The organism is Bacteroides cellulosilyticus DSM 14838, assembly GCF_000158035.1.
In the GTDB taxonomy this organism is placed as follows: domain Bacteria; phylum Bacteroidota; class Bacteroidia; order Bacteroidales; family Bacteroidaceae; genus Bacteroides; species Bacteroides cellulosilyticus.
Genome location: NZ_EQ973492.1, coordinates 224,839 through 238,846 on the forward strand (window position 1 = coordinate 224,839; position 14,008 = coordinate 238,846).

Annotated in this window: 12 protein-coding genes; 4 read left to right on the top strand and 8 right to left on the bottom strand. The window is 46.7% G+C overall.

The genetic code is table 11. The annotated features are described in order from the left end of the window. The 4 genes from BACCELL_RS26955 to BACCELL_RS18935 all read right to left on the bottom strand — a co-directional run. Positions 1-355, bottom strand: a 355-nt coding sequence (locus tag BACCELL_RS26955) for a hypothetical protein (protein WP_007213615.1), incomplete at its 3' end; no start/stop codon positions are given. Between the two features lie 331 nt (positions 356-686). Continuing rightward, complete coding sequence (locus tag BACCELL_RS18925) at positions 687-1,286, bottom strand: TetR/AcrR family transcriptional regulator (protein WP_007213617.1); 600 nt, start codon at positions 1,284-1,286, stop codon at positions 687-689. A 482-nt stretch (positions 1,287-1,768) separates the two neighbouring features. Further along, positions 1,769-2,881, bottom strand: coding sequence for an endonuclease/exonuclease/phosphatase family protein (locus tag BACCELL_RS18930; RefSeq protein WP_007213618.1), 1,113 nt, complete (start codon positions 2,879-2,881; stop codon positions 1,769-1,771). A 96-nt stretch (positions 2,882-2,977) separates the two neighbouring features. Continuing rightward, positions 2,978-3,931, bottom strand: a complete 954-nt coding sequence (locus BACCELL_RS18935) for a D-2-hydroxyacid dehydrogenase (protein ID WP_007213619.1) — start codon at positions 3,929-3,931, stop codon at positions 2,978-2,980. 146 nt (positions 3,932-4,077) lie between these two features. Between BACCELL_RS18935 and BACCELL_RS18940 the strand changes: the two genes are divergently transcribed. Both BACCELL_RS18940 and BACCELL_RS18945 read left to right on the top strand, forming a co-directional pair. Further along, complete coding sequence (locus tag BACCELL_RS18940) at positions 4,078-4,371, top strand: nucleotidyltransferase family protein (protein ID WP_007213620.1); 294 nt, start codon at positions 4,078-4,080, stop codon at positions 4,369-4,371. Beyond that, positions 4,364-4,735, top strand: a complete 372-nt coding sequence (locus tag BACCELL_RS18945) for a HepT-like ribonuclease domain-containing protein (protein WP_007213621.1) — start codon at positions 4,364-4,366, stop codon at positions 4,733-4,735. The genes BACCELL_RS18940 and BACCELL_RS18945 overlap by 8 nt, the downstream gene beginning before the upstream one ends. Positions 4,736-4,762: 27 nt before the next feature. On the opposite strand, the gene BACCELL_RS18950 is transcribed toward BACCELL_RS18945, so the two are convergent. Continuing rightward, positions 4,763-6,040: a replication-associated recombination protein A gene (locus BACCELL_RS18950; protein WP_007213622.1), complete on the bottom strand. Its 1,278-nt coding sequence runs from the start codon at positions 6,038-6,040 to the stop codon at positions 4,763-4,765. Positions 6,041-6,119: 79 nt separating this feature from the next. Beyond that, a complete protein-coding gene (locus tag BACCELL_RS18955) occupies positions 6,120-8,708 on the bottom strand; it encodes a DUF5686 and carboxypeptidase-like regulatory domain-containing protein (RefSeq protein WP_044154233.1) in 2,589 nt (862 codons plus the stop codon). A gap of 142 nt (positions 8,709-8,850) precedes the next feature. On the opposite strand from BACCELL_RS18955, the gene BACCELL_RS18960 reads away from it, so the two are divergent. Beyond that, positions 8,851-9,711 (top strand): glycosyltransferase family 2 protein, encoded by an 861-nt coding sequence (locus BACCELL_RS18960; protein ID WP_007213624.1) that lies wholly within the window; start codon positions 8,851-8,853, stop codon positions 9,709-9,711. A gap of 22 nt (positions 9,712-9,733) precedes the next feature. On the opposite strand, the gene BACCELL_RS18965 is transcribed toward BACCELL_RS18960, so the two are convergent. Continuing rightward, on the bottom strand, positions 9,734-10,837 hold the full coding sequence (locus BACCELL_RS18965; protein ID WP_029428904.1) for a UDP-N-acetyl glucosamine 2-epimerase: 1,104 nt from the start codon (positions 10,835-10,837) through the stop codon (positions 9,734-9,736). A gap of 121 nt (positions 10,838-10,958) precedes the next feature. On the opposite strand from BACCELL_RS18965, the gene BACCELL_RS18970 reads away from it, so the two are divergent. Further along, positions 10,959-11,591: a trimeric intracellular cation channel family protein gene (locus tag BACCELL_RS18970; protein ID WP_007213626.1), complete on the top strand. Its 633-nt coding sequence runs from the start codon at positions 10,959-10,961 to the stop codon at positions 11,589-11,591. A gap of 153 nt (positions 11,592-11,744) precedes the next feature. Here the strand turns inward: BACCELL_RS18970 and BACCELL_RS18975 are convergent. Continuing rightward, positions 11,745-14,008 (bottom strand): M16 family metallopeptidase (locus BACCELL_RS18975; protein ID WP_007213627.1); only part of this gene is annotated, 2,264 nt, incomplete at its 5' end.

The following is a 14,008-nucleotide window of genomic DNA, read 5'->3' on the forward strand; positions in this document are numbered from 1 at the left end:
TTTTAGAATATTCTTCAATGGTATATTCCACCTCATTATCATTTATATATTTACTATATACTCGTAGGGTATCATCGTTCAACACTTTATAACCTTCATGATAATTAGTAACAAAATCCTTCTTATGCCGTTCAAATGTGGCAATGTCAAACCTTTTGGTACATACTTCAATAGTATCATTTCCTTTATTGAAACTGACAATATTACCTAACGTATCAGTGTCAAGATAGGACTTACTTTTCTCCACCTCAAATTCATTCAGGGCTGAACCTTCTTTCTTCGCCAACCTTTCTTTTCTGCCAGTACAAGAAGCAAACAAACCCAATATTCCCATAACCATAATCAGTATTTTCATGATACATATGTTTTATATTCCAAGTGGCGACAAAGATACCCCGTCACCTTCCATATCCTTTTTTGCTTCCTATCCATTCTTTTTCGATAGTCGCTCACAGCAGGAATATATAGTGGTTTTCTTTGTCGTTGGTTACCTAAAATGCCGCAACTGGGAACAAACTTGTTTGATTACACCGGGTACAGTCCATTTCTCCCAAATATAATACAAACTTTTATAAAACACAGCAAATGCTGTGTTTTATTTCATGCAGACACAAAAAAAGCACCCCGAAAGGTGCTTCATATATCACATAAAAGATTGAATGATGTTCAATTGCCGTTCAAAAGAATCATTTCAGCAGTTTATATACAGCATCAAACTGCCGTTTCAGCCGTTTGGTATCAAGTCCCGTGGTAAAAGCCAGCACGTATGACATTCCCAGATGTGCCATTCGGAACATATCGACGATCTCTTCCGTGGTAATATCCTTTCTGATTTCCCCCGTTGCGATTGCCCTCTCAATAATCTTCTGCCACATTTGCTGGTCTTTCTCAAAGATAGCATCCATTTTATCCGCAAAGTTCGGATAATACTTGTATGCTTGGAACAAGAACTGAAAATAACATTTGGCACATTCCTTTCTATCCACCCCCAGTTCATTGCTTAGATAATCCATTGTCCTTTCCACCCCTTCGATATAGCTTTGCAGGAAGTCCCGCAATGAAATATCTTCCGTAAACACGAACTTGTTTTCCACCTTGTGCGGTTCAAAGATATAGGTATCTACAACCGCCTTGAACAGTCCCAGTTTATCCTTCGTATGATGATAGATACCCCGGCACGACAATCCGATAGCTTTCTCCAGTTTTACCACCGTCACCTTCTCGTAATTGTCCTGTAAGAACAGCCGGAACGCATTTTTATATATTTCAGCCTTATTTGTTTTCATATCAGCACAGCATATATTTATCTTTGGTTTCCACGAAGATAATACATTTCTTCCGAACAGCCATAACCCCACCCGTAAAACCTCACATGCACCCCCTTTTTAAGACAAGTCATAGGGCAAGTGCAGGGTGCAGCTATATTTATATATATAGCTGCACCCTGCACCTGTAAAATACACTCTGAATATCAGCGATTTACAATCTCATAAAAATGCACAGTGCAATCCTCTTTTTGCACCCCTTTCATTTCCCGTCCATCCGTCCACCCTAAAAAATCCCCTCAATAAAAAAACACCGCATTTATTTCCTATTTTCAGTCTATTTTTGTACATTTGTATCAAGTTATCAGAGCAGAGCGAAGAAACGCAAAGAACCCCGCACCGTTACTAATCCGTTACCTGTTACCTAACTTTCTACTCTTTTCGTCTTGACAATTAGTTAATTAAACTTTTCCCGCAGTTTTTTCATATAAAATATATACCTTTCATTTCTTAATTTTCATTTCCATCAGCACCGGATTATGGTCGCTGCACAGGTCCAGATCGGGCGAGTAGTAACGGTATCCCTGGATGCCGGGCGAATGGAATATGTAGTCGATGCGCAACAGACGTTTGAAGTAGCGGTAGGTGTACATATAGCCGCGACCGCTGGTGCGGAAGCCGTCTTTGAGGACATCGGACAGTTCGGCGTAGGTGTAGGAGGATGGCAGGGAGTTGAAGTCACCGCATGCCAGTACGGGGTAGGGGCTGGCAACTACCAGTTGGCGGATGCTGTCCGTTTGTTCGGCGCGTTTCACGAAGTTGTTGTGCAGGGAAGTGATGGCGCCTTGCACGACTTCTGCTTCACGACGGGTGTCGTTACTGTTGGCAAGTCCGCGTTCCCATTTCCGGCGGTTCTGGCTGACGCTGGTGGTCTGCAAGTGGTTGTTGAGCAGACGGACGGTGTCGCGTCCCAGGACAATGTCGCACTGCATGCTACAGTTGGCGCTTTGCTGGTAGGAAATGAACTGGGGATTGACGAGCGGGTAGCGGCTGAACACGGCGATAGGAAGCACTCCGCGGATAGAATCCTCGGTAGGGATCAAGGCGTAGCGCCAGTAGGAAAATACGTTGCGGATGCTGTCCATCGGGAAGTATTTGTTGTCGCCACATTCTTGGAAGCAGAGGACGTCGACTTCCTGTTCTTTCATGTAGCGGGCGATTTCCTTGCAGGAGTAGCCTGTAATCTCTCCTCCGAAATTGCCAACGTTGTAGGTGGCTATTTTCAGATATCCGTCGGCATAATTGCTGCTGTAGTGCCCTTCGGGAATCTTCTTGGTGAAGCTGAACTGGAAGATGGCAAGGATATATCCGTAATTGAAAACTAATGCTGCAAGGGGAATGAATGCCCAGCGCCTGCGGGCGAATGCCCAACAGATGGCGACTAACAGATTGCATAGCAATAGTGCGGGCAATGCTAATCCCAGTACGGGCATGTACCTTGAATTGGCGGGGTCGAAGTTCCCGGAGAATGCAGCAATCATCGTGACAAGGGCCAATACGATGCTCAGGAGGACTGGAATGCTGCGGAATAAACTTTTGATTTCTGATTTTCCCATGTTGTTGTAAAGCTACGGGCTACAAGCTACAAAGCTACGAGTTACGAGTGCCTTTCGGTATGATAGCGCAGCCACTCGTAGCCCGTAGCTTGTAGCTTATTTTATTACATTTACCGGTTTTCCGTCAATATATGCTTTTAAGTTACTGATAAGAATATGTATCAGCCTTTGGCGGGCTTCAAAGTTGGCCCATGCGATGTGAGGGGTGATGAAGCAATTCCGGGCGGTGAGTAACGGATTGTCGGCACGGGGTGGTTCTTCAGAAAGAACATCCAGTCCGGCAGCGTAGATGATGCCGGTATTCAGGGCATTGGCAAGATCTTGTTCGTTGATGAGCGGGCCGCGTCCGGTATTGATGAGGATGGAGGTGGGTTTCATCAAGGAGAGGCGGTTGGCGTTGATCAGTTCACGGGTACTGTCGTTCAGCGGGCAATGCAGGCTGATGATGTCACATTCGTGGAACAATTGGTCGAGTTCCGCTTTACGGATTTCGGGAGGAAGTTGGAGGCGCGATTTGGAAGTGTAGGCCCATACCTTCATACCGAAGCCGATGGCTATACGGGCGGTGTTGTAGCCGGTCTGTCCCAGTCCTACGATACCGATTTTTTTTCCGAGCAGCTCGATGAGTGGAGTGTCGTAGAAGCAGAAGTCGGGATTCTTGCTCCAGTTTCCCTTGCTGACTTCTTCGGAATAATGGCGTACTTGCTGGGTGATGTTCAGGATATGTGCAAATACCATTTGTCCGACAGAGGGAGTGCTGTATGCAGGGATATTGGTGATGATGATGCCGCGTTCGCGGGCAGCGTTGATGTCTACCACGTTGTAGCCTGTAGCCATCACGCCGATGTATTTCAGATCGGGCAGGGCAGCCATTGTCTCGCTGTTGATCACTACCTTATTGGTAAGGATGGCTTCTGCACCGGCAGCACGTTCAAGAACTTCGCCGGGAGCGGTGCGATCATAGATCGTGCACTCGCCTAACTCTTTCAACTTATCCCAGCACAGATCACCGGGATTCGTGGTGTAACCGTCTAATACTACAATTCTCATTTTGTATATATTTAAAGTGAGTACGCAAATTTAGGGAAAAGATTTAGGATAATGCAAATAATGGTCTGTTTTGTTGAATTTGCCTCTCTTACTTTGCTTTCTGACTATCTTTTCATATCTTTGTATAGATATAAAATTATAGTAATATGAAATCTACTCCTGAAATATTAGAATTATTGAAGTTGTATAAGCAGGTAAATGCCCGTAAATATGGCTTTAGCCGTTTAGGAGTGTTTGGCTCTGTAGCTCGTGGAGAACAAACGGAACATAGCGATGTCGATATTTGTTACGAAGGTAACGCACCTTCTCTTCTTACATTAGATCGTATTCAGAGTGAGTTGGAAGAACTTCTGGGATGTCCGGTTGATTTAGTTAGAATACGAGAACAAATGAATGTCCGTTTAAAGAACAGAATCAATAGGGAGGGGGTTTATGTTTGATAAAGAGTTGGCATTGGATAGTTTGCACACTATTGCTTCTGCATTGCAATTAATAGTTGAGCGTGCATCTGTGGTAAGCACTCCTGATGATTTTTTGTGTTCACCGGACGGAATGCTGCGCTTGGATGCTATTTGTATGAATTTGATAGCTTTAGGAGAAACGGTGAAAGGTTTAGATAAAATAACGCATGGAGATTTTTTGCCTCATTATCCTGAAATTTATTGGAGTGGAGTGATGCGTATGCGTGATAAAATAGCCCATCACTATTTTGAAATTGATGCGGAAGTTGTTTTTAATACAATAGAGGAAGATATACCTCAAATGATACCGGTAATCCGAAGAATGATAAAAGAGCTGGAATAAATATCTCACAGCTCTTTTTTTATATAGTTACGATTTTCTGAACTTATCCTCACCCCACAACGCTCTCATCCGTTCCGCATGTTTCTGTTCGGCAGCATTGTCTTGTGCTTCCCACAGACGGCGGTCTTTCAGCTCGTCGGGCAGAAATTGTTGCTTGACGAAGTGCCCGGGATAATCGTGCGCATACTTATAATTGTCTCCATAACCCAACTGTTTCATCAGTTTGGTAGGTGCATTGCGCAGGTGCAGGGGTACGGGCAGATTGCCGGTCTGGCGTACAAGTTCCAGGGCATTGTTGATGGCCATGTAGGCGGAGTTACTCTTCGGGCTTGTGGCGAGGTAAACGGTGGCTTCCGCCAGAGGGATACGTCCTTCGGGCCAACCCACTTTCATTACAGCGTCGAAACACGCATTGGCAATCAGCAAGGCGTTCGGGTTTGCCAGTCCCACGTCTTCCGAAGCGGAAATGACGAGGCGGCGGGCGATGAATGCGGGATCTTCTCCGGCTTCCACCATGCGGGCCAGCCAATAGATGGCACCGTCGGGATCACTGCCACGGATGGACTTGATGAAGGCGGAAATGATATCATAATGCATCTCTCCGTCTTTGTCGTAGGCAAGCGGATTCTGTTGCAGGCGTTCTGTCACCATCTCATCGGTGATGACGACGGGATCTCCGGCTTCGGAAGAAACAACGAGATCCAGGATGTTGAGCAATTTGCGGGCGTCTCCACCACTGTAGCGAAGCATGGCGGTGGTTTCTTTTAGCTCGATGGTACGCTCTTTCAGTATATGGTCGGTGGTAATGGCACGTTGCAACAGTTCCAGTAAATCATCTTTTTCCAAAGATTTCAGCACATAGAGTTGGCAGCGTGACAGCAGTGGGCGGATTACCTCAAAAGACGGATTCTCCGTGGTAGCGCCTATCAGTGTCACTGTGCCTTGTTCCACGGCTCCGAGCAGTGAGTCTTGCTGTGACTTGCTGAAACGGTGTATTTCATCGATGAACAGGATGGGACTGCCTTGCGAGAAGAAACGGTTGCTCTTCGCGCGGTCTATCACTTCGCGCACATCTTTCACTCCGCTGGTCACAGCGCTCAGGGTGTAGAACGGAGTTTCCAGTTTGTTAGCGATGATCTGTGCCAGAGTGGTTTTACCTACACCCGGAGGACCCCATAGTATGAACGAAGAAATACGTCCTGCGTCAATCATCTTGCGCAGCACCGCACCCGGTCCTACTAAGTGTTTCTGACCGATGTAGTCGTCTAAGGTTTTAGGGCGAAGCCTTTCTGCTAATGGAGTCATGTGAATAAGTGTTTAACGTTTAGTGATTAGTGATAAGTAACTATGCTAATCACTAATCATTCATCACTAAGTCGCTATTTTAGAATATCATTAATATCATGAAGCGTATGCCATCTTTCTTCACTCCCGGTATATCGGTGTAGGTGAGGCGGCGTACATATTCGATATGCAACAGCTTGAATATGTTGTAGATACCTACACTGGCTTCCAAGTAGGGAGTGCTGCCCATTACGTGGCTGGTGGGGACACCGTCGCGCATGGGGAAAAGGAACAGTTCGTTGTTATGGCTCTTGTACGGGTTGTTTTTGTCCGTCAGGGTGCCGTACATACCACGGATGCGGAAAGTTTCGCGCCACTTCAACTTCTTGATAAGCGGGATGCGGTTGAACAGCTTTCCGTTCATGTCATAGGTCAGGGCGAGAGAGGCGTAACGGTCGTTCAGGAACTCCATGTTGTTGATCAGGCTGAATGACTCGTTGTGCTGGGTGATGTATGACAGATTTGCCATGGGCAGGTTCAACAAGGGGAACGGTACAGTGTTCCACTGCGCGCCGGCACGGGCGGTAATATCCAGTTTACCCCACGAACCGAACCAGAAACGTTTACGGATACTGGCTTCCGTAAGGTTAAAGTTGTACTCGCCACCTAACACGCCTTTCAGACCGAGGGTGTGGGAGAGAGAGAAGATCGGGGCATCCAGCGATACGGGCACACGGCGCTGCTTCGTGTTGACATACGTCTCACCCGGTGCGTAACGCAGAGTGACGCCGAGTTCGGTGGTGGTGATGTCCTTGATGAAGGTATTCGTATCATCCCATATTCCGGCGATGTTACCATCGTTTTTCCAGTATTGCAATACACCTCCGGCAGGCTGGTCGTTGCGGTGGCGTGCCATGGCTTTGATGGAAAAACCGGTATTGGTTTCCAGTTCGTAGGTCAGGGTAGCGTCGCGCATGTACGACATTTGGTCTACCTTGGTCCACTTCCAGCCCACAAACATATTATCCTTGTCCGTTGAGAGGTATTTATCCATGGGAGACATGACGTCGTAACTGTAATCGAAGGCCAGGTAGTGCTTGGGAAATTCCCACAATACATATTCGCGCTTGTTGAACGAGTAGGCTGCCTGACCTTTATAGAACCATTTCTTGTCCCTCGTACCGTAGGCCGCATATCCGCTGAAACTCCAGTGCGGATCGAGGTTACCGGTGGTCATACCACTGAGACGGAAACGTGTGCCATTCACGTAATTGCTTGTGATGGTGGTATTGATAGGCCCGAAGTCGAACTTGCTGGGGTGCTTCTTGGTGCCCGTTTCCACGAAGTTCTCAATCAGGGCTTTCGCACCGAAGATGACATATTTGAATCCGGGAATTTGCTCAATGCGGTTCATGAAGACGTCCATGTTACTCTCTTTCTTTGTGAGGGGAACCTGACGCACACTCGCCCAATATTCATCACTCTTGTTGAGCATGTTGGCTTCTTTGATGACGTTGCCTTTCAGGCGGAAGAGACGAGGCTCAATGTCTTCAAAGTTGTAATTGGAGTATTTGGTAGTACGCTGCACTTCAAGCCCTTGTATGCCTTTTACGAATTGCAGTTCCACGGTCATGTCATCGTCCGTAAGTACCCAGTTTCCGTCCGGCATCTGCTCGAATTGCTGCACTATGTCGAGGTTGTCCACAAAGTTTACACCGGTCTTTTTTGGCAGGTTCATGGTACACTTCTTTACGGCATAAGTAGAATCCTTCACTACGTAGAGGTGTCCCGTGAAACCGAAATCCTGTGAGTTTTGAGGCACGAAGGTGAGGTGCACACACTCCTGACGGTCCACCATGACGGTGTCCATGAGGTAGTATTTATAGAAACTGATGGCCCCGCGACCGATGGGGCTGACGAAGCGGCGTTGCAGGAGTCGGATGTCATCGTCGTAGATATTGACATCGGAGAAGACATCGGTCAGGATGGTGCCCAACATGTCTCCCGTATTGAAAAACTCCTCTATACCGCTGGAATTCACACCTTCGATGATGGTTTTTTCGCTTTTGGGACTTTTGCGGTAGATGGTCTTCGAAGATGTCTCCTTGATGGAGATGGGGAGGATCATCTTGTTGGTCTTGGGCGATACTTCCACCTGGTCTTTGAAGAATGAGAATTTCTTGTAGATGCCCTTTTCCATCTTTTCGGGGGTGACGTCGTTCATGGACATCTTCATCTTTTCGTATTTCTGATACTGGTAGAAATCGTTGGCTTCCAGTTTCAGTTCTTTCTTATTCTCGATAACTTTCCTCATAAAATCCACGGCGGGATTGTTCTTACGGGAGTATTTCTCTTTCTGGGGCTTCACCACAACTTCGGAGAGCATGACGTCGGCAGGTGCCAGCTTCACGTTCAGTACTTTGGTGGTAGGCTTCAGGGTGACTTTCTTGGTCACGTATCCGATGGCGGAGAATGATAATTCATTCCAGCCTTTGCGGGTTTCCACTGTGTATTCGCCTTCGGCATTGGTGATGGCACCCACGCCTTTTCCCTCGTATTGAACGGTGATGTACATTAATGGTTCATTGGTGAGGGAGTCGGTCACGACACCTTTAATCTGTGCGGATGCGCTGTGTGCGACGAATAATGACAGCAGAAAAAGGATGAGAGCTATATATTGTTGTTTCATATTTAAGTCAGTATGAGGCCGCAAAGTTAACAAAATACAGTTAAATAAGAAGTAAATATAATCTAAAGAAATAAGAGGAATGTTTATATCTGCTTTAACTTTCATCTGATTTGTGCTATATTTGTCGCGTAAAATTCACAATATGCTGTCCATACTCATTCCGGTATATAATATAAATTGCGTCTCGTTGGTTCGGAAATTATATGAGATGGCCTTGCTGACGGAGTTTCCTTTCGAAATTTTGCTGGCGGACGACGCGTCGTGCCGGAAAGTGAGGGAAGAAAATCGTGTGTTGAACCGGTTGGACGGATGTCGTGTGCTGGAACTGGAGACGAATCATGGTCCGGCATTTATCCGCAATTATTTGGGTGAACAGGCGCGTTATCCTTATTTGCTTTTTCTGGATACGGACACAAGTCCGGTAGGTGAGGACTTTCTTTCTTTATACCTCAAGAATGTGGGCGGACAGGTGGTTTGCGGTGGCTTTTGTTATCCGGAGGAGGGGGACTCCTTTCTGCGCAATAAATACGGAGCGCAGGTGGAAGCGCAACCGGCTGCCGAACGTCGTAAGCATCCTTATCAGCACTTTATAAGTATGAACTTTTTTATTCCGAGAGAGCTTTTTCTGCGTGTCCGTTTTGACGAAACGTTTCATCTGGGATATGAGGATACCGCTTTCGGAAAGAGGCTGGAAGATGCGGGTATACCGGTGTTGCATATTGAAAATCCGGTCTGGCATCTGGTGGAGGAAGATGCGGCTTCTTTTTTGGTGAAAACACGCCGTTCTGTGAAAAACCTCTTGGGCCGTGAACGGGAATTGCTTCCTTATGTCCGCTTATTGCGCTGGTACAATAGTTTAAAGCGGTTTCATGCTGTTGCACTAACCGCTTTCCTATTTCGTATATCTGAGAGTCTTTTAGAAAAGAACCTGACTGGAAAACACCCCTCTTTACGGCTTTTTGCTTTCTATAAGTTAGGTTATTTCTGTTGGTTATCTGTTTAACTCCTCTAACTTAACTCCTAATTCAGTAATGCTCCTTTAATTCTCCGTTAATCAACGTCTGTACGATACGTTCCGCTGTACGTCCATCCCAACGGTCGGGCAGGGTAGTATGTTTCCATTCGCCGAGCATTAATCTTTCCAGAGCATTGGCAAGAGCCACGGAATCTTCATTCACTAACTCATTGGTACCTACACGCCAGGTTTCGGGATGCTCGGCGTAGGAGTTGAGCGTGATGCAGGGGACATCGAGGAAGGTAGCTTCCTCGGCAATGTTTCCGGAGTCCGTCACAATGCCTTTTGCATGGTTGATGAGGTAACCGAAATGCAGATAACTTTGAGGCGGCAGGATGTGCAGATTAGACGCGGGGATGTCCAGCGATTTGATGGCTTTTTGCACATAAGGGTGCAGGGGCGCAATGATGGGCATGCCTTCGGATTTCTCAATCAATGTTTGTATCAACGATTTGAGCACATGTTTCTTGGTCAGCAGGTCGTGCCGGTTGAGGGTCAGCAACAGGTAACCGCGCTTTTCCAACCCTATGGTGGAGAACCATACAGGCTGCAACAGACGGTGACGGTTGTAGCGGACGGTATCTATCAATATATTGCCTACATAATGGATGTATTCGGGAATCATGCCTTCCTGGTTCAGGTTGCGGTTGGCTACCATGCCTGCGGTAAACAGATAGTCGGAAATGGCATCTACGATGGTGCGGTTCACTTCGCGGGGCATATTCATATCGAACGAACGGGTTCCGGCAATGAGGTGCGCAACTTTCAGACCGCGCTTTTTGGCAACGATGGAACAGCTCATGGTGGCGGTAAGATCGTCTACAACGAGTACTACCTGCGCGGGATGATTGTTCAGTTCCTTCTCGAAAGCAAGCATGATGGCGGCTGCCACTTCCGAATGGTCGTGTCCGGTGACTCCCAGATAACCGTCCGGCCGCTTCATGTCCAGGTCGGAAAACAAGGAGGCATCCAGACTGGTATCATCCTGTCGCCCGGTGTAGATGAGACGGTATGAAATCTTCTTTCCAGCTTCCTGCGCGGCTTTGATGGCCCGGGTGATGGGAGCTATTTTCATGAAGTTGGGGCGTGCGCCCGATACGATTGTTATTTTCATTGCATATAAATTGATGAGACAAAAATACGTTTTCTTAGGGAAATTATTCGTTACTTTGCCCATAATTTTAATGAATACCGATTATAAATCATTAAACATTTAACGTTAATCATTGATTATCATGCCTACATTTGTTCAAATTCTCGATTTTATAGGTACGTTCGCTTTTGCCATCAGCGGTATCCGTCTGGCATCGGCAAAGCGGTTCGACTGGTTTGGAGCGTACGTGGTAGGTTTTGTGACGGCTATCGGCGGCGGTACCATCCGCGATGTATTGCTGGGAGTGACACCGGGGTGGATGACTGATCCTATCTATCTGATTTGTACGGGACTGGCTTTACTTTGGGTCATTCTTTTCGGAAAGCATCTCATCCACTTGCACAATACGTTTTTTATCTTCGACAGTATCGGTCTGGCACTGTTTACGGTGGTCGGTGTAGGGAAGAGCATTGCATTGGGATATCCGTTCTGGGTAGCCATCATTATGGGTAGCATTACAGGTGCTGCGGGTGGAGTGATCCGTGATGTGTTTATCAATGAGATACCGCTTATTTTCCGAAAAGAGATTTATGCGATGGCATGTGTGGTAGGCGGTACGGCCTACTGGTTGTGCGATCTGCTGGGAATGCAGTCCTATGCTTGCCAGGTGGTGGGCGGAGTATCGGTCTTTGTGACGCGCATTCTGGCAGTGAAGTATAATATCTGTCTGCCGATTCTTACGGGAGGCGGAGAAGAGGAGGAAGACAAGGAGTAATAAAGAAAGAGCTACGAGCTACAAGCTACAAGCTACGAGTGCTTTTCAGCATCATAGCGCAGCAACTTGTAACTTGTAGCTCTTTCAGCGTTACAGCGCAGCAACTCGTAGCTCTTTCAGCGCAGCAGCTTGTAGCTTGTAACTCGTAGCTCTTTAGAACAATGCGTCTTTCGTGTTGAATAATTTTCTCTCATTCAGTTTCACTACTTTGCCGTATTTCTCCAGTTTCTTCAGATCAATATCTTTCGGGTTACCCATGACGCCGATGCAGTAAGGTTTGCCCTTAATATTCTCTTCGTAGAACTTCACGATATCGTCAAAAGTCAATGCGTCAACCTTTGGCAGGTTCTCCTTGGCAGGGTCTGCATTGTAACCTATGCGCTGCAATTCTCTCATGTTCTCTGCTTTATCGCGGAAAGAAGGATGAGTTGTCAGCATTTCCTGGCGTATGTAACTCTTGATGTTATCGATACGGTCTGCATTCTTAGGCATATCCGTTACCAATCCCATGAAGACATCCAGCGCGTCATTGGCTTTGTCGTTCTGCGTACCGATGTTACCAAACAGGTAAGTGGGGTTACCGGGCAATGCAGGAGTTCCGATGTAGGCTCCGGCTGAGTAAGCCATAGAACGTTTTTCACGGATTTCAGTCATTACCAAACCGTTGAAACCACCGGAGAAATATTGATTGAACGCATCGCGTATTGCATCATCTTTCTTATCATATTTTGCCATCGGCAGGTAGAAATAAATCTGTGCCTGTTCCGCATCTGTGTTAGGCAGGAAGTAAATGGTATTTTCCGTTACTGAAACCATCGGCTTGTCCTGCGGAGATGTAGATGGCTTTTCGTTGGCAACCAGCGGCAGATTCTTGCTGAGGACGTCGTAAGCATTATCGAAAGGCATTGTTCCGCAATAGAAGATTTCGGCTTCATAGTTGGATGCGCGGTTGATATCACCTGTCAGCTCGGAGATCTGCAATTCGTAGATTTCCTTATCTGTCAGTTCGTCAATATAGGATGACTTATCCTGGAAGATCATGTATTGGAGGAGTGCGTTGGATAAGGTGTTTACATTCTCCTTACGTTGTTGGCGGCTGCCCAGCATGGAACCTTTGATACGGCTTAACTGTTTTTCGTCCAGTTTCGGCATCAGGATTTGGCGGGCAAGAAGCTGGCAAGCTTGCGGCAAGGTTTCTTCGTAGCCTTCCATGGTGATGTAGAGGTAGTTTTGACTGGCGCTTACGCGGCAAGTTGCATTCAGTCTGCTAAGTTCCTCTTTCAGTTGTTGCGGCTCATAAGTACCCATGATACCGGCGTTGTTCATCAAGTCCGCTGCAATACCCAGTTTCGGGAAATCACGTACTCCGACACCATAACGGAGTGTAAGGCTGAATACGTTGTTTTCCGGATTCTGCGAATAATACATCTTGGAGCGGTCATTCAGTTGTTTGCTCTGTATCTCGCTGAAGTCGAGGAATTTCTCTTCCACTTGTCCGATAGGCATATTCTTGAACTGTGTAGCATACAAAGATTGTTTGCCTACAGGCGGTTCGATGGGTTTGTAACCCGGTTTTTTGATTTTTGCATTCTTGTCCAGCTTGCCTTTTTCAATGTAGATGGCCAGGTAATCGTTGGTCAGGTATTGTTTGGCAACACGCTTGATATCTTCTGTGGTAATAGCCATTACCTCATCTTTGTAGTTGAGAACTTGTCCCAGGTCTTCTTCACTGATAAAGGCCTGCATCAGCGTGAGGGCTTTGGAAGTATTCGATTCCATCATCAGGTCGAAGTCACGACACATGTTGTTCTTGATAGCATTAATCTGCCATTCTTCGAATTGTCCGTTGGCGATTTTCTCGATAGCTTTCAGTGCTTTCTTTTCAGCGCTCTTGTTCGATTCGAAACGACGTTGGTTTTCATCGTACAGTGGTGTGCAACGTACGATATTGCGGCCTTGTTCGCGGCGGGTGTCTGCATAGGCATAACCATTGGTCAGTTCACCGTCGATGGTCAATTTGTCCAGCGTACCGGTGCTGCTGCTGTTGCTCAGCAAGGACATGGCGATTTCCAGAGGTTTTTCATCGGGGTGTCCGGAAGGTACGCCTTTGTATACGAGGCATACATTGGGGTAATAACCGATTTTAGCATTATACTGCTTGCGACCTTTAATTTCAAGGTCAGGATAAGTTTTACGTTCGGGAGTAGCCTTAGCCGGTAAACGTCCGAAAGTGGCGTTGATACGTCCGCTGATTTGCTTGGCATTGACGTTACCCACAAGAATGAGTACCATGTTTTCGGGAGTATACCATTCGTTGTAGTATTCGATCAGTTTGCTCAGGCGAGGGTTTTTCAGGTGTTCCGGCAGACCGATGATGGGGCGTGCGTACGGATGTCCTTCATAGGCGACACTCGAAA

Excerpts from the sequence above, each read along its gene's own strand:
- BACCELL_RS18965 (WP_029428904.1), bottom strand. The coding sequence starts at position 10,837 with ATGAAAATAACAATCGTATCGGGCGCACGCCCCAACTTCATGAAAATA.
- BACCELL_RS18925 (WP_007213617.1), bottom strand. The coding sequence starts at position 1,286 with ATGAAAACAAATAAGGCTGAAATATATAAAAATGCGTTCCGGCTGTTC.
- BACCELL_RS18940 (WP_007213620.1), top strand. The coding sequence starts at position 4,078 with ATGAAATCTACTCCTGAAATATTAGAATTATTGAAGTTGTATAAGCAG.
- BACCELL_RS18930 (WP_007213618.1), bottom strand. The coding sequence starts at position 2,881 with ATGGGAAAATCAGAAATCAAAAGTTTATTCCGCAGCATTCCAGTCCTC.
- BACCELL_RS18970 (WP_007213626.1), top strand. The coding sequence starts at position 10,959 with ATGCCTACATTTGTTCAAATTCTCGATTTTATAGGTACGTTCGCTTTT.
- BACCELL_RS18955 (WP_044154233.1), bottom strand. The coding sequence starts at position 8,708 with ATGAAACAACAATATATAGCTCTCATCCTTTTTCTGCTGTCATTATTC.
- BACCELL_RS18960 (WP_007213624.1), top strand. The coding sequence starts at position 8,851 with ATGCTGTCCATACTCATTCCGGTATATAATATAAATTGCGTCTCGTTG.
- BACCELL_RS18945 (WP_007213621.1), top strand. The coding sequence starts at position 4,364 with ATGTTTGATAAAGAGTTGGCATTGGATAGTTTGCACACTATTGCTTCT.
- BACCELL_RS18935 (WP_007213619.1), bottom strand. The coding sequence starts at position 3,931 with ATGAGAATTGTAGTATTAGACGGTTACACCACGAATCCCGGTGATCTG.
- BACCELL_RS18950 (WP_007213622.1), bottom strand. The coding sequence starts at position 6,040 with ATGACTCCATTAGCAGAAAGGCTTCGCCCTAAAACCTTAGACGACTAC.